The organism is Thomasclavelia saccharogumia DSM 17460 (assembly GCF_000686665.1).
Classification (GTDB): Bacteria; Bacillota_I; Bacilli_A; order Erysipelotrichales; family Coprobacillaceae; genus Thomasclavelia; species Thomasclavelia saccharogumia.
In genome coordinates this window covers 37,074-54,571 of the sequence record NZ_JMLH01000015.1, presented here as the reverse complement: position 1 = coordinate 54,571, position 17,498 = coordinate 37,074, and the positions used below count along the sequence as shown (strand labels likewise).

The following is a 17,498-nucleotide window of genomic DNA, read 5'->3' as shown; positions in this document are numbered from 1 at the left end:
ATCATCAGTTAAGACCGGTATATCAAATCATCTTTATCAATGAAGATGATGATCGTCTGATCAAAGAATATGCGTTTCGAGATGACCAGGGAGAGGTAGAAAAAAGTAATCTTAATTACCGTTATTTTATTAAGATGAGACATATCGATAAGCTCATCAAAGAAAAGGGAATCGCAGGATTAGATGATTTGGAAAGATTATGTTATTTGTTTATAAAAAATGAATATCCTGCTATAATGAAGGAAAGAGAAGAAGATATCGTGGAGATGGTGATAAAGATGTATGACAAGTTTAGAAGTAATGAGCCGATATGGTCATTAGCGAATCAGTTAGCGTTAGCGAAGCTTAGAACTGAATCGTTAGAGATGGAACGTGAAGAAAAGACGGCTAAAAGAATCGAAGAAGGAATCAAACAAGGCATTGAACAAGGTGTTGAACGAGAAAAACGTAATCGCTGTATAAAAATGTTAAAAAAGCGTTACCAAAAAGATTATTCAAAATGGGTAGAAGGCTTAAATGAAAAGCAATTAGAACTAATATATGAATATATATTTGAAGAAACAGATTTTGAAAAATTAAAGCAAAAAGTAGATGGGGAATATAATGAAAGAATTAGAAAATAAAATTATTGAATTTGTGCAAAAGAGAAATTGGGATCAATTAAATTATCCTGATAGCTTAATCAAAAGTATTGTTATTGAAGCTAGTGAATTACTTGAATGTATTCAATGGGATAATAATTATGATATAAATCAAGTTAGTGAGGAACTTGCTGATGTGATGATTTATTGCTTTCAGTTAGCGTATTCATTAAATCTTGATATTGAAGAAATAGTTGAACAAAAGTTAATTAAAAATTGTCAAAAATATCCAATTAAAGATTGAGATATTTTACTTTTGCAAAGTATCCTTGACAAATATTGCAAAGCTTACTATACTATAATTGTAAAGTGAACTTTGCAAAATGGAGTGATATAATGAAAACTAGAATTCCTGAACTTAGAAAAGCACGCAAAATATCCCAAGAGGAACTAGCAAGGTCTGTCGGGGTAACCCGACAGACAATTACCTCAATTGAGGTAGGCAAATATACTGCTTCTTTACTATTAGCATATAAAATTGCCAAATATTTTGATTTGACAATTGAAGATGTATTTTGTTTTGAGGAGGAACTTAAAAATGAATAATCAAATTGTCTTAGCCCGTAAAGATTTAAGGAAAAATAATTATTGGATGATTGCTCTAATAATTACATCCTTGATATTAACTGGATTATCTTTTACAGGTATCTTAACGGTAAATTTAGTGAATAAACCACATATTGATTATGTGCGCGGCTATCAAACTGGTCTATCTTTTACTTTGCTTGTTTTACCATGCATCAATTTGATTTCTAATCATTTTATTGCCAAAAATGAAACAAGATTAATTAATAAATATATTAATGATCATGATGAACGAAAATTATTTATTGCTGATAAAATTGGTAGTAATTTTAGTTTTACGATTGAAATAATTATACTAGCATTACTTTCAATAGTTGCTCCTCTTTACAGTTTTGATTTATTAATTGGGATTACTTTATGTATTTTTGTAATAGCAATGATACGTATGGGATTATATATCTATTACAATAAAAGATATTAAGCTTTTCTTTAATTTAAACCATTGTATTGCTTATTAAAAGGGAGGAAATAAAATGTTAAAAGTTGAAAATTTAACTAAAACATTTAAAAAAATTAACGCTGTTGAAAATGTTTCTTTTGAAGTTGATCAAGGAGAAATTATTGGTCTGCTTGGGGAAAATGGTGCTGGGAAAACAACAACTTTACGGATGATTGCCACGATGCTTAAACCTACTAGCGGAAATGCGTTTATTGATGAAGACAACATAATTGACAATCCAAACAAAATCAGAGAAAAAATTGGGATTCTATTCGGGGGTGATGTGGCCCTATATGATCGTTTAACGGGAAGAGAAAACATGACCTATTTTGCTAAATTAAATGGGATGAGTGATGAAGAAGCTGCAAATGCCGTTGATCAGATATCTCACGATTTAGAAATGGTCGATTATATAGATCGCCCTGTTGGTAAATACAGTCGTGGTATGAAGCAAAAAGTTTCATTAGCACGCAGCATTATTCATCATCCTGATGTCATGCTATTCGATGAACCAACTACTGGACTTGATGTTATGTCCAGTAAACTTATTCATGATTTTATTTTAAAATGTAAAAAAGAAAATAAAGCTATCGTTTTTTCGAGTCATAATATGTATGAAACAGAGAAACTTTGTGATCGCATTATTATTATCCATAAAGGTAAGATCGTTGCCAGTGGTACAATCGATCAATTAAAAAAAGATTATCAAAAAGATAATCTTGAAGAACTATTTATCGAATGTATTGGAGGTGAAAGTAATGAATAATATCATGACGATCGTAAAAAAAGAGTTTAAAGATATTTTAAGGGATCGTAAAACATTATTAATGACATTTGTTATTCCTATTATTATTATGCCATTACTATTTACTTTTATCTTTTCATCAGTCAGCGACATGGCAACTCCTAGTGAAGATAATAAATATAAAATTGTTTTAGATACAAATGATCCTGAAATTACAGCAATTTTCAAAGAAGCTGGTATTTATGAATTATTAGATAGTAATGATCCTATTAATGATGCTTATGATGGTAAAATTACTGCTTATATCATAGCTAAAAATATTAATAAATCGCTAATTGAAGGTACGACTCCTGAAGTTGATCTGTATTATGATACTACTTCACAACGTGCTTTAACTGCTATTAGTACCGTTCAAAACATTTTTAGCACTTATCAAAACAGTTATTTAGCTTCATATTTAGAAACCAACAATCTCTCTAGTAATATTCTCCAGCCCTTTACTTACAATGAACATGCTAAAGATGATGATGTTGACAGCCTATCATTAATGATGTTAGGAATGTTGATTCCCATGATGATCATTGGCTATTCTGGTTCTGGGATCGTTCCGATTGCTACAGACTTAGGTGCTGGTGAAAAGGAACGTGGTACTTTAGAACCATTACTTTCAACCAGTATTTCCAGAAGTTCGATTTTGATTGGTAAACTGATCGTTACCGCAACATTTGGAACTATTACATCTATTTTATCTGCTGTTGGTTTACTCCTTGCATTAAAATTTGGAATGAGTGATACTATGGCTATTACGATCGATTTATCAATTCAAAGCATGCTGTTGATTATTTTATTAGCTGTTTTATACGTAGTTTTTATTTCCGCAGTAATGCTTTTAGTATCAACTTATGCTCGTTCATTAAAAGAAGCGAACACTTATTTGACTCCAGTAACTTTGATTCCCGTACTTCTTTCAGTAGTCACAATGTACATGGAACCAAGTTCTGTTTCTACTGCGATGATGAATATTCCAATTTTAAATGTAGTTATTGTTATTAAAGAAATCATCTTTAATCAATTAAATTATACTCATCTATATATGACGATTGGCTGGTCTGTTGTTTATGTAATAGTTTCAATGATTGGTGCTAAGATGATGTATGAAAAAGAAGAAGTAATTTTTAGAGCATAATTAATAAAGACTTAAAATTATGAAAATAATTTTAAGTCTTTTCTTATACATAACTATGTTCAATCTGAATTATTGTATAGTAGCTAGGATCAATAGCTTTAAGTTTTCCATCTATCTGTTCTTTTAAAATCTTATGCTCTATTTGATCATTTGAAGGAATCAAAACATCAAAAATCAAATTAGTGTGCGTTGTCCCTGAAACAATTCGAAAATCATGAATACTATATTCATTATTAATTTCTTTAACTATTTTTATAACTTTTTTTCTTAATTCATTAGTTAAAGTATCATTGAAATCAACAGGATCCATATGAATCGTCGTTAAAATATGATATTTCTCCAAAACTGCTCTTTCGATAACATCAATAGCATCATGAGCTGCCATAATATCATCATTACGATCAACTTCAACATGTAATGATAAAAATCTTCTACCTGGACCATAATCATGCATCATCAAATCATGAATTCCTAAAGCTTCAGGAAATGATAAAATATACTGTTCAATATCTTTGATCAGTTCCCTATCTGGTGCCATGCCTAATAACGGATTTACGGTATCTTTAAATATTTCAATTCCCGCTTTTAACACAATAATAGAAACAATTGTTCCCATTATTCCATCAACAGGTAAATCTGTATATAAAGATAAAATCAAGGAACATAAAGTTGCCGTAGTTGCTAATACATCATTTAAACTATCCTGACTAGCTGCTAATAATGTTGCTGAATTTATCTTTTTTGAAGCATAACGATTAAATGATGCCATCCAAAGTTTAATTAAAATCGAAACAACCAAAATAATTACTGCAACTACTGTAAAAGTTACTTTTTGCGGAGCAATTATTTTTAAAATTGAATCTTTTAAAGCCTGAAAACCAACTAATAAGATTAAAAAAGCAATAATCAAACCAGCAACATATTCCATTCGTCCATGACCATAAGGATGTTCTGAATCAGGATGCTTATTAGCTAATTTAAAGCCAAATAATGAAGCTAAATTACTACCAACATCAGATAAATTGTTCAATCCATCTGCCTGGATCGCAATACTATTTGTAATAACTCCCATTGTAAGTTTAAAGATAACTAAAACAATATTGCATCCAATCGAAATAATTGAACAAAGCGTTCCATATTGCTCTCTTACTTTGGAACTTTTATAATCTGTATAGTTCTTAATGAACTTTTTCGCTAAAATTTTAAACATTTTAATCTAAATGATATATATAAATATCTTGTTTATTAATTTCAATTAAATTAGCTTCACTTAATTCATTTAAATACTTATTAACCTTTTCCTGATCAACTTCTTTATTAGCTAAAATAGCTAATGTCTTCCCTATTACAGGATTATCAGCTTTCAATAAAGCCAAATTACTTTGATTAAAAACAGGTTTTTTTAATAAAGTATCCAACAAAGCTACATAAGCAAGCTTTGTTTCTAAACGAATATTTACATATTTATTACTATTAAATAATATTTTTGGCATATAATAACCATCATCACTAATTGTATCTTTTAACTTTTTTAATAATTCTTTACTATATAATTCCATATCTATACCTCCAAACGTTATACTACCCATTATATCATAAACTCAATAATAATATCTCAAATCTTTTTAAATTTTATATATAAATTAAAACCATACAAATTAAAAACAAAATTTTATCTTCATAAACCTATTTTAATGGCTCTTTTTATCGAAAAAACAACTTATTTCATTTAATAAAAAAAGCTTAAATCTTAATTAAACCAAGAGATATTTTACTCTATAAAAAACAAACTATCCAAAATATAATAAAAAACAAAATTTATCTAAAATATTATCTATTTATACTAATTAAAAGCACCTGCTTTTTATAGCTTGTAAATTATTATCAATTATAATCATTCTATCTCTTCAAAAATCAAGTTCATTTTAATCAATCCTTCAAAATTAATGACTAACTCAAATTCCCCAATATTTTTATTGATGAGCATTTTCATAAGCCTGTTGAATTAACTCTGGCATATCTTCTGGCCTCATCGAAGAAACACGATCTTCATTACCATCTTTAATTGCCTGATCATAATACCAGCATTTAAATATAATCATATCAAGAGCTTGATTCATTCGTTTTATTTCTGCTTCTAAAATTTCTTTTTGCTTTAAAAATAATTCCTTACGCTGTAAATAAGTTTCACTTCCTTGTACACATAATTCCATAAAAAGTTTAATATCTTTAATTTCCATACCTGATTTTTTTAAACATTCAATTATCCGTATAGCTTCAATTTCCTTTTCATCAAATTTTCTAATTCCAGAAATTCGTTGCATATTTGGAAATAAGCCTTCTTTATCATAGTATCGTAATGTAGAAATAGGCAAACCAAACTTTTTTGAAACTTGTCCTATAGTATACATAATTATCACCCCTTGCATAATTTTTTATTTTAATATTGACCTAAAGTTAGGTTTAGATGTTAAAATCTTATCAGAGTAGAACATAAATGTCAAATATTCTGCTTAAAATTAATGATAAATAGGAGGAAATTAAATTATGTTAGGAAATTTTTCATACTGTAATCCAACAAAACTTTATTTTGGTGAAAACTCTTTAGATTATTTAAATACAGAACTTCTAAAATATGGCAACAATATCGTATTAATTTATGGTGGCGGTTCCGTGAAAAAAAATGGTATCTACGATGCAGTTATAGAAATATTGAAAAAAAGCAAAAAAAATATTGTTGAAATTTCTGGAGTTATGCCAAATCCCACTCTAAAAAAATTATACGAGGGTATCGAAATTGCAAGAAATCATCATGCCGATTTACTTTTAGCTGTAGGTGGCGGCTCAGTGTGTGATTATGCAAAAGCTGTTTCCGTATCAGTAAATTGTACAGAAGATCCATGGGAAAAATATTATTTACGTTTTGAAGAACCGGACTGTGAAATAATTCCTGTTGGCTGCATTTTAACAATGGCTGGAACAGGATCAGAAATGAATTCAGGTGCTGTTATAACTAATCAACAAACAAAACAAAAAATTGGACACGTTTTTGCAGATGAGGCTATTATGCCAAAATTCTCTATTCTTAATCCAAAATACACATTATCTTTACCATACTATCAAATGGTTTCTGGTATTTATGATATTTTCAACCATATTTGTGAACAATATTTTTCTGGAACAGATAATAATACCAGTGATTATATTAGCGAAGGCTTAATGAAGTCACTCATTCACTCAAGTCGCATTGCTATTAAAGATCCGAACAATTATGAAGCAAGAAGTAATATTATGTGGATTGCAACATGGGCACTAAATACTTTGATTGCTAAAGGCAAATCAACCGACTGGATGGTACATATGTTAGGACAGGCTGTTGGTGGCTATACAAATGCTACACATGGAATGACTTTAGCAGCAGTTTCACTTCCTTATTATAAATATATTATGCCTTATGGTTTAGACAAGTTTGTAAGATTTGCAACAAATGTTTGGGATATTAAAACAGATGAAAAGAATAAAGAAGAAATTGCTTTAGAAGGCCTAAAAGCAATGGAAAATTGGATGAAAGAACTTGGACTTGTTATGAATATCACAGAACTTGGTGCAAACAAAGATATGATAGAGGATATTGCAGATGTTACAGCTATTATGCCAGGTGGTTATAAAATCCTTGATCGTGAAGAAATTATTAATATTTTAAAAGAAAGTTTATAATAAATATTTATTTAAACTTGATAAATTAATTTACTGAAAAAGCAATGCATCAGTTAAATACTGAACATTGCTTTTTTGATACAACAAATCATTAAAAATAATACTTACCTATAATGATCTATAAGTAAAATTTTAATTAATAAATTATCTTCTTATTACAATCATTAATAATAAACTTTTATACTGCTAATCAGCTTTACTAATTATAAAAAGTATAATATTAACCACTTAAATATTTATTTTAAAAGCATTAAAGCTTTTTTTACTTCATTATTTGTTAAACCGCAGTTATAATCACACTTAATTAACCGCTCTGGTAGTTCAACAATATCACTATCATCAATAATTATAATATCATCATATAAAATATTTCTTTGTTGACAATATTCCATAATTATTTTTCCTCGCGTTTTAGATTGTGCGATATCTAAACAATTAGATAATTTTAAATTATACTTATTTAATGCTTTTTTTAAGATATTTATACTATCAATAGAATAACGCCAGGTAGAAGTTAACACAATTAAATACTTATCTTTAATTTTATTTATCAGCTCAACAAATTGTAACAAATTATCATCACAAATTATTCTCATCTCACGACCACGATATTTCTTTCGAGCTTGATGATTATTTAAAACACCATCAACATCCAAAAAGATATAAATAGTTCTTTCCAACATTTTAATCACATTTTCTATTAGTAAAAGTAGTTACATCTTTAAAACCAATTTTTTCTAAATTTATTTTAACATCTTCAACATGTTCACCAACCCGATCACTTGTATGACTATCAGTTCCGATCGTAATAATTCGTCCACCTAAATCATAATAACGCTTAACTTGTTCAAAATTAGGAAATCCACATGTTTTTAATAAAGCATACCCCGATGTGTTTACCTCAATTCCTTTATTTTTAGCTATTAACGTTTTAAATATCTCATCAATAAGATCTTGATATTTATCATGATCGATCATTTTATTTTCATAAGGACCATAACGCATAATATAATCTAAATGTCCTAAAACGTTAAAACAATCAAAATTCTTAACACACCTCAACGTTTCTTCAAAAAAATAACGATGCGCCTGTTCTTTTGATAATCCATTAAAAAAATCACCATAATAAAATTCAGTATGATCAATAACATGAATCGAACCGATCACGAAATCAAAAGGATAGCGATCAATCAACTCGTTGATCTCTTTTTGATGATTCATATCTAAACCAATTTCAATGCCCCATTTTATTTTAATTTCATCTTTAAACTCTTCTTTTAAAGCCATGATCATTTGATAATATTTTTCAATATCTAAATCAAAAGAATCGATAGGATAATCAAAATCTCGATGATCAGTAAAACAAATTTCATCTAACCCCATTAAAATAGCCTGTTTTACATGCTCTCTAGGATCTGCTTCACTATCCCCAGAAAAGCAGGTATGCATATGATAATCAATTGCTCTCATAAAATTCTCCTTTATTTTTAAATATTATAGATCAATAATTACCTCTAGTGTGAAAATCCTTTTTATTTCCTGTAATTTTATGACGGGCTTTTAACTTGTTTTCAATATCATCAAGAGTAACACCCTGATTGTTCATTAATACAAAAACATGATAAAACAAATCACTAATTTCTCCTACTAATTCATCTTTATTTGTATTTTTGGCAGCAATGATCGTTTCACTAGCTTCCTCACCAACTTTTTTACAAATCTTATCAACACCTTGATCTAATAAATAATTAGTATAAGATTTTTCAACCGGATTTAATTTACGGTCTTCTATCAAGGTTTCTAAGCTTCTAAAAATATTAGTATTATCATATGGCATTATTTCGTTAAAAAAGCAAGAATATGCCCCAGTATGACAAGCAGCTCCAATTTGCTCAACATAGATCAATAATGTATCAAGATCACAATCTAAATACATTCCTTTAATATTTTGAAAATGTCCCGAAGTCTCTCCTTTATGCCATAACTCATTACGACTTCGTGAATAGAAACAAGTCTGCTTCGTTTCCAGCATCCTCTGATATGCTTCTTCATTAACATAAGCTAACATCAATACTTCATTCGTTTTATAATCCTGAACAATCGCAGGAATTAACGCCATCTTTTTAAAATCTGGTTTCATTACATTGCTCTCCTTACGTTTATACCATGTTTTCTTAATTCGATGCGAACATCTTCGACTGTAGCTTCACCAAAATGGAACAGTGAAGCCACTAATGCTGCATCACAGTTAGTCTTTTTAAAAACATCAACAATATCTTGAATACTACCACAACCGCCACTAGCAATAACAGGAATATCGACAGCATCACATACAGCATTGATCATATCAATATCATAACCAGCTTTAGTTCCATCAGCATCCATTGAAGTTAAAAGAATTTCTCCAGCTCCTAACTTTTCACATTTAGTTACCCATTCAATTAAATCAATTCCCGTATTTTCACGCCCCCCTTTGACATAGACATCATAACCGTCATTATCACGCTTTTTAGCATCAATAGCCACGACCACGCACTGAACCCCAAATTCATCAGCAGCTTCCTTAATTAAATTAGGATCAGCGATAGCCGCTGAATTAACTGATACTTTATCAGCACCACAAGCTAAGATCGTTCTAAAATCTTCAAGACTCCTGATTCCGCCACCAACTGCTAAAGGAATTGATAACTCACTTGCGCCACGTTCAATCAAGTCTTTGATAATATCGCGCTGTTCATAACTTGCTGTAATATCCAAAAACACGACTTCATCAGCACACTGCTCATCATAACGTTTAGCTAATTCGATGGGATCGCCAACATCTTTTAATCCCACAAAATTGATTCCTTTTACTACCTTACCATTTTTAATATCTAAACAAGGAATTATTCGTTTTGTAAGCATGAAATAACCTCCTTTAAATCAACTTTACCTTCATAATAAGCTTTACCAACAATGCAGGCATAATAATTTTTACTAGCTGCATCTTTAATATTTTGAACATCTTTGATTCCACCTGAAACAACAAAGTTAATTGTTGAAGTTTTCGCGATCATTTCATACATTTCAAAATTTGGTCCTTGTAAAGTTCCATCTTTACTAATATCAGTTGCAACGATATATTTAACACCCAATTTTTCTAATTCTTTAATAAAATCTAAATATGGTACATTACTCGTTTCTAACCAGCCTGAAGTTGAAACATAACCGTTTTTAACATCGACCCCAACAACAATTTTATCTGGTCCATATACAGCTAATGCTCTTTTAAGAAAATCAGGATCATTGATAGCTGCTGTTCCTAAAATTACGCGGTCGATTCCTACCTCATCTAAATATAAAGCAACTGTTTTCATATTTCTGATTCCCCCGCCAAGTTCTACTTGCATTGAGGTATTTTGTTTTATTTTTTTAATTGTTTCAAGATTAACACATTTACCATCTTTAGCCCCATCTAGATCAACAACATGAAGCAATTTTGCGCCCATCTTTTCAAATGCTTTAGCTAAATCTTCAGGTTTATTGCTGTAAACTGTTTTTTGTTGATAATCCCCTTTAAACAGTCTTACTGCTTGGCCATCTTTTAAATCTATTGCTGGAATAATTAACATTCGATCATCTCCTTAAACGCTAATAATATTTGTTTCCCTACAGTACCGCTTTTTTCCGGATGAAACTGGCAGCCAATAACATTATCTTTAGCTACCAGAGCCGTTACTTTTGTATCACCATAATCACTATATGCGATCAACTGTTCATCGGGACATTTTGCCATATATGAATGAACAAAATAAACATCATCATTTTCATGAATATTCTTTAAGATCAGGTGTTCTTGATTAAAATGTAATTGATTCCAGCCCATGTGAGGAACTTTTTCATCAATATCCATAAATTCTACTTCACCATTTAAAAACCCTAATCCTTTAGTTTCCTCTACTTCATAACCTTTTTCGAACAATATCTGCATTCCTAAACAAATTCCTAATATTGGTGTTCCTTTATCCTTACATTCATTTAAAACATCGATCAAATCATATTTCTTTAAATTATTCATGGCTACAGGAAAAGTACCAACCCCAGGTAAAACAATAGCTTTTGCCCCTTTAATGATCTCTTTATCACGCGAAACGATTGCTTCAACACCAATTCTTTTTAAAGCTGAAGTAACACTGCTTAAATTACCAATATTATAATCAATGATAACTACCATTAATATTCCTCCTTACAGTACTCCTTTTGATGAGACTACTTTATTTTTATTATTTTCATCAATACTAACAGCTTGTTTTAAAGCGCGACCTAGGCTTTTAAATACAGCTTCAATAATATGATGATTATTGATACCATAATGTTCATTAATATGTAAAGTAATCAATGAATTAAAAGCAAAAGCTCTAAAAAACTCTTCTGCCATCTCTGTTTCAAAAGTACCAACTCTTTCACAAGTTAGATTTACATTAAAAACGAGAAATGGTCGACCACTAATATCCAGATTAGTTGTCACAAGTGTTTCATCCATAGGAATCGTAAAAGCCCCATAACGAGTAATTCCTAATTTATCACCTAACGCTTCTTTTAAACAGGTTCCTAAAGCAATTCCTAGATCTTCAATTGTATGATGGGTATCTACCTCAAGATCTCCATTACATTTCACGATCAAGTCAAAGTTACCATGAAAAGCTAATAATGTTAACATATGATCAAAAAAGCCAATTCCGGTATTTATTTCACTTTTACCTTCACCATCTAAATCTAACTGAACTAAAATTTTTGTTTCCTTTGTTTCTCGCTCTATTTTACCAATTCGCACAACTATTCCTCCTCAAATCTTACTGCAATTGAATTAGCGTGTCCGTCTAATCCCTCGCTTTTAGCAAATTCAATAACATCATCTTTAAAATCACCTAAAACATTTTTAGGATAATAGCTATAAGATGAATATTTAACAAAATCATATACCCCCAGAGCCGAATAGAATTTAGCAGTTCCCCCTGTTGGTAAAACGTGATTAGTTCCACTCATATAGTCCCCTAATGGTTCGGGTGAATATTCACCTAAAAAGATCGAACCAGCATTTTTTATCTTTGGTAATGTATTAATCGGATCAGCAACTAAGACTTCTAAATGCTCTGGTGCTAAATAATTAGAAACTGTAAAGGCCTCATCTAAGTTATTAACGATAATAGCACCACCATAATTAGTCAACGATTCTTCAATGATTTCTTTTCTTGATAAATATGTAATTTGTCGTTTTAATTCATCATTTACCTTAGCTACTAACTCTCTACTTGTGGTAACAAGCAGGGCACTAGCTAATTTATCATGTTCTGCCTGACTCATTAAATCGGCAGCAATATATTTAGGATTAGCGTTTTCATCGGCAATAACTAAAACTTCACTAGGTCCTGCTACCATATCAATATCAACTAAACCATAACTTAACTTCTTAGCGGTTGCGACAAAAATATTTCCTGGACCAACGATCTTATCAACTTTTTTTATTGTCTGAGTTCCATGAGCGATCGCTACGACCCCCTGAGCCCCGCCAAATTTGTAAATTGTATCAACACCACTGACTTTAGCTGCTGCAACAATTATTGGATTTACTTTGCCATCTTCTTTAACCGGTGTAATAATTACTAGATCTTTAACACCGGCTAGTTTAGCTGGTAAGGCATTCATTAATACAGTTGAAGGATAGCTAGCTGTTCCCCCTGGCACATACAAAGCTACTCTTTCAATTGGACGAACCATCTGTCCCATAATTACTCCATTATCTTTATATAAAGACCATGATTTATCAATTTGATTTTTATGAAATTCAATGATTTGATTTTTTGTTCGCTCTAAGATCCGCATATAATTAGCGTCTATTTGTTTTAAAGCTTCTTCTTTTTCAGCTTCACTTACGATCAAATCATTTTCATCTGTAATTTTATAACCATCAAATTTTAAACAATATTCATATAATGCTTCATCACCACGCATATTAATATCTTCGATAATTTTTAATACAATATCATTTACTTCTTTATTAACACTTTCTTTACGGCTATCTAACTTAGCGGCTACTGCTTCTAAATTACCTTTATAATCAATTATCTTTAACATTTTTTATCCTCCGTAACTGTCTCTAATTTAGTAACTAAATTCATAATTTCATCTTTTTTAAATTTAAAACTTACTTTATTAACAATCAATCTCGTTGAAATATCACTGATCTTTTCAATCACTTCCAAACCGTTAGCTTTTAAAGTTGAACCCGTTTCTACAATATCAACGATTGCATCACTAATTCCCGTCACTGGTCCTAATTCAACAGAACCTTCTAATTTAATAATTTCCACATCTTCCTGCTTTTTTGCAAAGTAGCTTTTAGCAACTTTCGTATATTTACTGGCAATCTTCTTTCTACGTTCAAACTTCTTATTACGATATTCAGGATATGCTGCTACGGCAAAATAACACTTACCAATATTTAGATCTAATAATTCGTAATAATCTTCAAAATCAACATCATCAAGCGTATCTTTACCAACAAAACCTACATCAACAATTCCATGTTCTAAAAAAGTAACTACATCATTAGCTTTACCAAAGATCATCTCAATGCCGTCTTTAGTTGCAATCAGCAGCTCACGATCTTTATTAAAAATTGGTTCCATATCAAAACCCGCTTTTTCCAATAATTTACAAACTTGTTTTTCAATTCTTCCTTTAGTAATTGCTATTTTAATCATTATCATCTTCCCCCTGTTTATCAAGTGCTTTTAAAATATGATTCATATGATAACAAAAACCAATCGCTCCAACATCTTTATTAAATCTTGGCAATAAATCATCATATCTTCCCCCTGAAATAATTGGCTGAGCGCTTTTATCGCTATATCCTTTTATCATTAAACCTGTATAATATTTCATCGTTGGAACCATCCCTAAATCAAAAATAATACTTTCTTGATTATCTAATGAATTATATAGCTCTTTTAACTGTTCTAATGCCTTCAACATTACTTGATCATTAATACTTTCAATTGCTGTATCTAATAATTTAATATCCCCAAACGCTGTTGGAAGTTTTAATAATAAAGCATTTAAGTCTTGATCAAAATCATTATCAGCAACAAATTTTTTCATTCTACTAATATCTCTAAATTTTAATATTTCTGTTAATTCTGCTGCTCTATTACCAACAAGCGTACATAAACGATTAAAAAACTGAGCCGAACCGATTTCTACTAAAATATTTTTTAATCCTAGATGTGGTAAAGATTCCTGAATCATACTTAAACATTCCTTATCTCCAGCAAGCCCCGGTTTATTGATCAATTCGACTCCACCTTGAAAAAACTCACTAGAACGTCCTTTATGCATTGTTTCTTTACGATAAACTTTTCCAAAATAACAATACCGTGCTTCTTTTTCATCATAGTTATTCGTTGAATAAAAACGTGCTAGTGGAATCGTAAAATCACAGCGCATGGCCACATTTTTACCTTCATGATTAATATATTGGAACATCTTTTCTTGTTCAAAACCACAATCTAATTGAGTATATAGATCTACATATTCAAAAGACGGCATCAATACTTCATTATAATGATTTTTAGCAAAGATATTTCGCAAACTATTTTCAATTTTTCTTAATTCTGATACATTAGTAATAATTGCATCAATACTTTCTTCTGGTATTAAATACTTAAATTCTTCCATTTTATTTCCCCCTTTAGTTATAAAAAAACGAGTCATTTACTAATGACTCGCTAAAGTATATTGTCATTAGATACACCCAATTAATATTTAATACAAAATGGGTTGTATCATTAGTCGATAAAACCCTAGGCAATCCAATGATGGTGATGTAATTGTAAGTTTGCTTTTATATTCATATTAAACACCTCTCATTGTATACAATATATCATATCTTTTAATAAATGAAAAGATAAAATTATCACTTTTAAACATTCTTTTTATTATTAAATTATTCATTTTAGAAAATCCTAATTATTGATTTAAAAATAAAATAATCAATTACTTCATCTATATTAATTATTTAATAAAATATCATTACTTCTAAGAAATCTTAAGCAGAATAATATCTTTTTTATGTTTTCTATAAATCATTTTACTATTAATTCTTTGCAAAAAAGCTAATATAAAAATACGGTATTTTATAAATGAAATAACAATTATTTTTATTTATAATATATTTTTCTTAAAAAATTTATTTATTATTAGATTAATAGTATTATATTATTTGTAACAAGGAGGAATATACAAATGGATTACATTACTAAAGTGTTAAATCAAGTAAAAGAAAAAAATGCTGATCAACCTGAGTTTATTCAAGCAGTTGAAGAAGTATTAGAGAGCTTAAAACCAGTTATCGAAGCTCATCCAGAATATGAAAAACAGGCAATCTTAGAAAGATTAGTTGAACCAGAACGAACTCTAATGTTTAAAGTACCATGGATGGATGATAATGGTCAAGTACAAGTTAACCGTGGATATAGAGTTCAATTTTCAAGTGCAATTGGTCCATACAAAGGTGGTTTAAGATTACACCCAAGCGTTAACTTAAGCATTATTAAATTTTTAGGATTCGAACAAATCTTTAAAAATTCATTAACTACTTTACCTATTGGTGGTGGTAAAGGAGGATCTGATTTTGATCCACAAGGAAAATCTGATAACGAAATCATGCGTTTCTGTCAAAGTTTCATGACAGAACTATATCGTCATATTGGACCTGATGTTGATGTACCTGCAGGGGATATTGGTACAGGTGCCCGTGAAATCGGTTATTTATATGGTCAATATAAACGTATTAGAGGGGCTTATGAAAATGGTGTACTAACTGGTAAACCATTACCTTATGGGGGAAGTTTGATCAGACCTGAAGCAACAGGGTTTGGAGCTGTATACTACGGTAAAGAAGTTTTAGCTCATTTCAACGATAGCTATGAAGGTAAAACTATTGCATGTTCAGGATATGGAAATGTAGCTTGGGGAGTTTGTTTAAAAGCTAGAGAATATGGAGCTAAAGTAGTATCCATTTCTGGACGCGATGGATATGTATATGATCCTGAAGGAATTACAACAGATGAAAAAATTGATTTCTTATGTAAAATTCGTGAATCTAATGATGTTAAATTAAAAGATTATGCTGAAAAGTTTGGATGTGAATTCTATCCAGGTGAAAAACCATGGGGATTAAAAGTAGATATGGCTTTCCCTTGTGCTACTCAAAATGAAATTGGTGAAAAAGAAGCTAAACAATTAATTGCTAATGGAGTTAAATATATTATTGAAGGAGCTAATATGCCAACTACTCCTGAAGGTGTTCATTATTTCTTAGCTAATGGTGGAACTTTAGGACCTGCTAAAGCAGCTAATGCTGGTGGAGTTGCCGTATCGGCATTAGAAATGTCTCAAAACTCTATGCGCTATAACTGGACTGCAAAAGAAGTTGATGAAAAGCTTCATAACATTATGATCGATATTCATAACTCTTCTGTTGCTGCAGCTGAAAAATATGGTCTAGGTTATGATTTAATTAAAGGAGCAAATATTGCAGGATTTGAAAAAGTCGTAGCTGCAATGATTTCTCAAGGAATCTATTAATCAATAAAAGCGTTGATCTTGTGATTAACGCTTTTATAATTTCAAATAATTGAATCCAACGACAACAAAAAAAGGCGCACTTAAAAATAAGTTCAGACTTATTAAAAACATAATATTATTTAGGAATATTTTGAATCAATGATACATCAAATCCATTCGAAATCTTTCTTATCGATTTTCTTACTTTTAAATAAGAACAATATTCATTTTAGCCTCAATCTCAAGGACATTAAAATATTCATGTTCAATAAGTCAATTTCTATGATTATAGAAAAAATCTTCTTTAATATACTCATTTCCACGAGTTTTCTTGTTCATGATGCCAATATAAGAATTTTGTGAATATCAATACCAGCACAATTGAAACAGTGAATTTACACATAAAAAATATATACTGTATAATATTTATCTTCTCAGATTTTTTGTTTTCTAAAAAATGCAAAAGGAAGTATTAACTTCATTGCCGATAATTAAAACTTCCTTAATTTTGTTTGGATATTAGCTAATAAAAACTTTTTCTTTATCACTTGATCATATCTATTTTTTGCTTAAAAACTT

At 30.0% G+C, this 17,498-nt stretch carries 20 protein-coding genes and 1 pseudogene; 8 read left to right on the top strand and 13 right to left on the bottom strand.

Annotated features, from left to right (window positions below; all coding sequences use genetic code 11):
• The 6 genes and pseudogenes from BR82_RS17240 to BR82_RS0105110 all read left to right on the top strand — a co-directional run.
• A pseudogene (locus BR82_RS17240) lies at nt 1–623 on the top strand (hypothetical protein); the annotation flags it as partial.
• Complete coding sequence (locus BR82_RS0105130; RefSeq protein ID WP_027089316.1) at nt 604–885, top strand: nucleotide pyrophosphohydrolase; 282 nt, start codon at nt 604–606, stop codon at nt 883–885. The pseudogene BR82_RS17240 and the gene BR82_RS0105130, both read left to right, overlap by 20 nt.
• Before the next feature lie 92 nt (nt 886–977).
• Nucleotides 978–1,187: a helix-turn-helix transcriptional regulator gene (locus BR82_RS0105125; RefSeq protein ID WP_024722063.1), complete on the top strand. Its 210-nt coding sequence runs from the start codon at nt 978–980 to the stop codon at nt 1,185–1,187.
• Nucleotides 1,180–1,647: a hypothetical protein gene (locus BR82_RS0105120; protein WP_027089315.1), complete on the top strand. Its 468-nt coding sequence runs from the start codon at nt 1,180–1,182 to the stop codon at nt 1,645–1,647. The genes BR82_RS0105125 and BR82_RS0105120 overlap by 8 nt, the downstream gene beginning before the upstream one ends.
• A 52-nt stretch (nt 1,648–1,699) precedes the next feature.
• Nucleotides 1,700–2,431, top strand: coding sequence for an ABC transporter ATP-binding protein (locus BR82_RS0105115; RefSeq protein ID WP_027089314.1), 732 nt, complete (start codon nt 1,700–1,702; stop codon nt 2,429–2,431).
• Nucleotides 2,424–3,596 (top strand): ABC transporter permease, encoded by a 1,173-nt coding sequence (locus tag BR82_RS0105110; protein ID WP_027089313.1) that lies wholly within the window; start codon nt 2,424–2,426, stop codon nt 3,594–3,596. Before BR82_RS0105115 ends, BR82_RS0105110 begins: the two co-directional genes overlap by 8 nt.
• Nucleotides 3,597–3,639: 43 nt before the next feature.
• Here BR82_RS0105110 and BR82_RS0105105 read toward each other — a convergent pair whose 3' ends face one another.
• The 3 genes from BR82_RS0105105 to BR82_RS0105090 all read right to left on the bottom strand — a co-directional run bounded on the left by BR82_RS0105105 (nt 3,640) and on the right by BR82_RS0105090 (nt 6,007).
• The gene (locus tag BR82_RS0105105; RefSeq protein ID WP_027089312.1) at nt 3,640–4,806 is read right to left on the bottom strand and encodes a cation diffusion facilitator family transporter; all 1,167 of its coding nucleotides are present in this window, start codon (nt 4,804–4,806) and stop codon (nt 3,640–3,642) included.
• A gap of 1 nt (nt 4,807) precedes the next feature.
• Complete coding sequence (locus BR82_RS0105100; RefSeq protein WP_024722068.1) at nt 4,808–5,155, bottom strand: hypothetical protein; 348 nt, start codon at nt 5,153–5,155, stop codon at nt 4,808–4,810.
• Nucleotides 5,156–5,569: 414 nt separating this feature from the next.
• A complete protein-coding gene (locus BR82_RS0105090) occupies nt 5,570–6,007 on the bottom strand; it encodes a MerR family transcriptional regulator (protein WP_024722069.1) in 438 nt (145 codons plus the stop codon).
• Nucleotides 6,008–6,143: 136 nt separating this feature from the next.
• On the opposite strand from BR82_RS0105090, the gene BR82_RS0105085 reads away from it, so the two are divergent.
• Entirely contained in the window at nt 6,144–7,313 is a 1,170-nt protein-coding gene (locus BR82_RS0105085) for an iron-containing alcohol dehydrogenase (RefSeq protein ID WP_027089311.1), read from the top strand.
• Between the two features lie 236 nt (nt 7,314–7,549).
• Here BR82_RS0105085 and BR82_RS16275 read toward each other — a convergent pair whose 3' ends face one another.
• The 10 genes from BR82_RS16275 to BR82_RS0105035 are packed head-to-tail and all read right to left on the bottom strand — an operon-like array spanning nt 7,550 to nt 15,029.
• Nucleotides 7,550–7,996, bottom strand: a complete 447-nt coding sequence (locus tag BR82_RS16275) for an HAD domain-containing protein (protein ID WP_027089310.1) — start codon at nt 7,994–7,996, stop codon at nt 7,550–7,552.
• Between the two features lies 1 nt (nt 7,997).
• On the bottom strand, nt 7,998–8,783 hold the full coding sequence (locus BR82_RS0105075) for a histidinol-phosphatase HisJ family protein (RefSeq protein WP_027089309.1): 786 nt from the start codon (nt 8,781–8,783) through the stop codon (nt 7,998–8,000).
• Nucleotides 8,784–8,814: 31 nt separating this feature from the next.
• The gene (gene hisIE / locus BR82_RS0105070; protein WP_027089308.1) at nt 8,815–9,453 is read right to left on the bottom strand and encodes a bifunctional phosphoribosyl-AMP cyclohydrolase/phosphoribosyl-ATP diphosphatase HisIE; all 639 of its coding nucleotides are present in this window, start codon (nt 9,451–9,453) and stop codon (nt 8,815–8,817) included.
• Entirely contained in the window at nt 9,453–10,217 is a 765-nt protein-coding gene (gene hisF / locus BR82_RS0105065; protein WP_027089307.1) for an imidazole glycerol phosphate synthase subunit HisF, read from the bottom strand. The genes hisIE and hisF overlap by 1 nt, the downstream gene beginning before the upstream one ends.
• Nucleotides 10,199–10,924, bottom strand: coding sequence for a 1-(5-phosphoribosyl)-5-[(5-phosphoribosylamino)methylideneamino]imidazole-4-carboxamide isomerase (hisA, locus tag BR82_RS0105060; RefSeq protein ID WP_027089306.1), 726 nt, complete (start codon nt 10,922–10,924; stop codon nt 10,199–10,201). The genes hisF and hisA overlap by 19 nt, the downstream gene beginning before the upstream one ends.
• A complete protein-coding gene (gene hisH, locus BR82_RS0105055) occupies nt 10,918–11,526 on the bottom strand; it encodes an imidazole glycerol phosphate synthase subunit HisH (protein ID WP_027089305.1) in 609 nt (202 codons plus the stop codon). The genes hisA and hisH overlap by 7 nt, the downstream gene beginning before the upstream one ends.
• 12 nt (nt 11,527–11,538) lie before the next feature.
• The gene (gene hisB / locus BR82_RS0105050) at nt 11,539–12,126 is read right to left on the bottom strand and encodes an imidazoleglycerol-phosphate dehydratase HisB (protein ID WP_027089304.1); all 588 of its coding nucleotides are present in this window, start codon (nt 12,124–12,126) and stop codon (nt 11,539–11,541) included.
• Between the two features lie 2 nt (nt 12,127–12,128).
• Complete coding sequence (hisD, locus tag BR82_RS0105045; protein ID WP_027089303.1) at nt 12,129–13,427, bottom strand: histidinol dehydrogenase; 1,299 nt, start codon at nt 13,425–13,427, stop codon at nt 12,129–12,131.
• Entirely contained in the window at nt 13,421–14,056 is a 636-nt protein-coding gene (hisG, locus tag BR82_RS0105040) for an ATP phosphoribosyltransferase (protein ID WP_027089302.1), read from the bottom strand. The genes hisD and hisG overlap by 7 nt, the downstream gene beginning before the upstream one ends.
• Nucleotides 14,049–15,029, bottom strand: a complete 981-nt coding sequence (locus BR82_RS0105035; RefSeq protein ID WP_027089301.1) for an ATP phosphoribosyltransferase regulatory subunit — start codon at nt 15,027–15,029, stop codon at nt 14,049–14,051. Before BR82_RS0105035 ends, hisG begins: the two co-directional genes overlap by 8 nt.
• A 567-nt stretch (nt 15,030–15,596) precedes the next feature.
• Here BR82_RS0105035 and gdhA point away from each other — a divergent pair.
• Entirely contained in the window at nt 15,597–16,940 is a 1,344-nt protein-coding gene (gdhA, locus tag BR82_RS0105030; protein WP_027089300.1) for an NADP-specific glutamate dehydrogenase, read from the top strand.
• Nucleotides 16,941–17,498 lie beyond the last annotated feature (558 nt).

Excerpts from the sequence above, each read along its gene's own strand:
- BR82_RS0105130 (WP_027089316.1), top strand. The coding sequence starts at position 604 with ATGAAAGAATTAGAAAATAAAATTATTGAATTTGTGCAAAAGAGAAAT.
- BR82_RS0105125 (WP_024722063.1), top strand. The coding sequence starts at position 978 with ATGAAAACTAGAATTCCTGAACTTAGAAAAGCACGCAAAATATCCCAA.
- BR82_RS0105120 (WP_027089315.1), top strand. The coding sequence starts at position 1,180 with ATGAATAATCAAATTGTCTTAGCCCGTAAAGATTTAAGGAAAAATAAT.
- BR82_RS0105115 (WP_027089314.1), top strand. The coding sequence starts at position 1,700 with ATGTTAAAAGTTGAAAATTTAACTAAAACATTTAAAAAAATTAACGCT.
- BR82_RS0105110 (WP_027089313.1), top strand. The coding sequence starts at position 2,424 with ATGAATAATATCATGACGATCGTAAAAAAAGAGTTTAAAGATATTTTA.
- BR82_RS0105105 (WP_027089312.1), bottom strand. The coding sequence starts at position 4,806 with ATGTTTAAAATTTTAGCGAAAAAGTTCATTAAGAACTATACAGATTAT.
- BR82_RS0105100 (WP_024722068.1), bottom strand. The coding sequence starts at position 5,155 with ATGGAATTATATAGTAAAGAATTATTAAAAAAGTTAAAAGATACAATT.
- BR82_RS0105090 (WP_024722069.1), bottom strand. The coding sequence starts at position 6,007 with ATGTATACTATAGGACAAGTTTCAAAAAAGTTTGGTTTGCCTATTTCT.
- BR82_RS0105085 (WP_027089311.1), top strand. The coding sequence starts at position 6,144 with ATGTTAGGAAATTTTTCATACTGTAATCCAACAAAACTTTATTTTGGT.
- BR82_RS16275 (WP_027089310.1), bottom strand. The coding sequence starts at position 7,996 with ATGTTGGAAAGAACTATTTATATCTTTTTGGATGTTGATGGTGTTTTA.
- BR82_RS0105075 (WP_027089309.1), bottom strand. The coding sequence starts at position 8,783 with ATGAGAGCAATTGATTATCATATGCATACCTGCTTTTCTGGGGATAGT.
- hisIE (WP_027089308.1), bottom strand. The coding sequence starts at position 9,453 with ATGAAACCAGATTTTAAAAAGATGGCGTTAATTCCTGCGATTGTTCAG.
- hisF (WP_027089307.1), bottom strand. The coding sequence starts at position 10,217 with ATGCTTACAAAACGAATAATTCCTTGTTTAGATATTAAAAATGGTAAG.
- hisA (WP_027089306.1), bottom strand. The coding sequence starts at position 10,924 with ATGTTAATTATTCCAGCAATAGATTTAAAAGATGGCCAAGCAGTAAGA.
- hisH (WP_027089305.1), bottom strand. The coding sequence starts at position 11,526 with ATGGTAGTTATCATTGATTATAATATTGGTAATTTAAGCAGTGTTACT.
- hisD (WP_027089303.1), bottom strand. The coding sequence starts at position 13,427 with ATGTTAAAGATAATTGATTATAAAGGTAATTTAGAAGCAGTAGCCGCT.
- hisG (WP_027089302.1), bottom strand. The coding sequence starts at position 14,056 with ATGATTAAAATAGCAATTACTAAAGGAAGAATTGAAAAACAAGTTTGT.
- BR82_RS0105035 (WP_027089301.1), bottom strand. The coding sequence starts at position 15,029 with ATGGAAGAATTTAAGTATTTAATACCAGAAGAAAGTATTGATGCAATT.
- gdhA (WP_027089300.1), top strand. The coding sequence starts at position 15,597 with ATGGATTACATTACTAAAGTGTTAAATCAAGTAAAAGAAAAAAATGCT.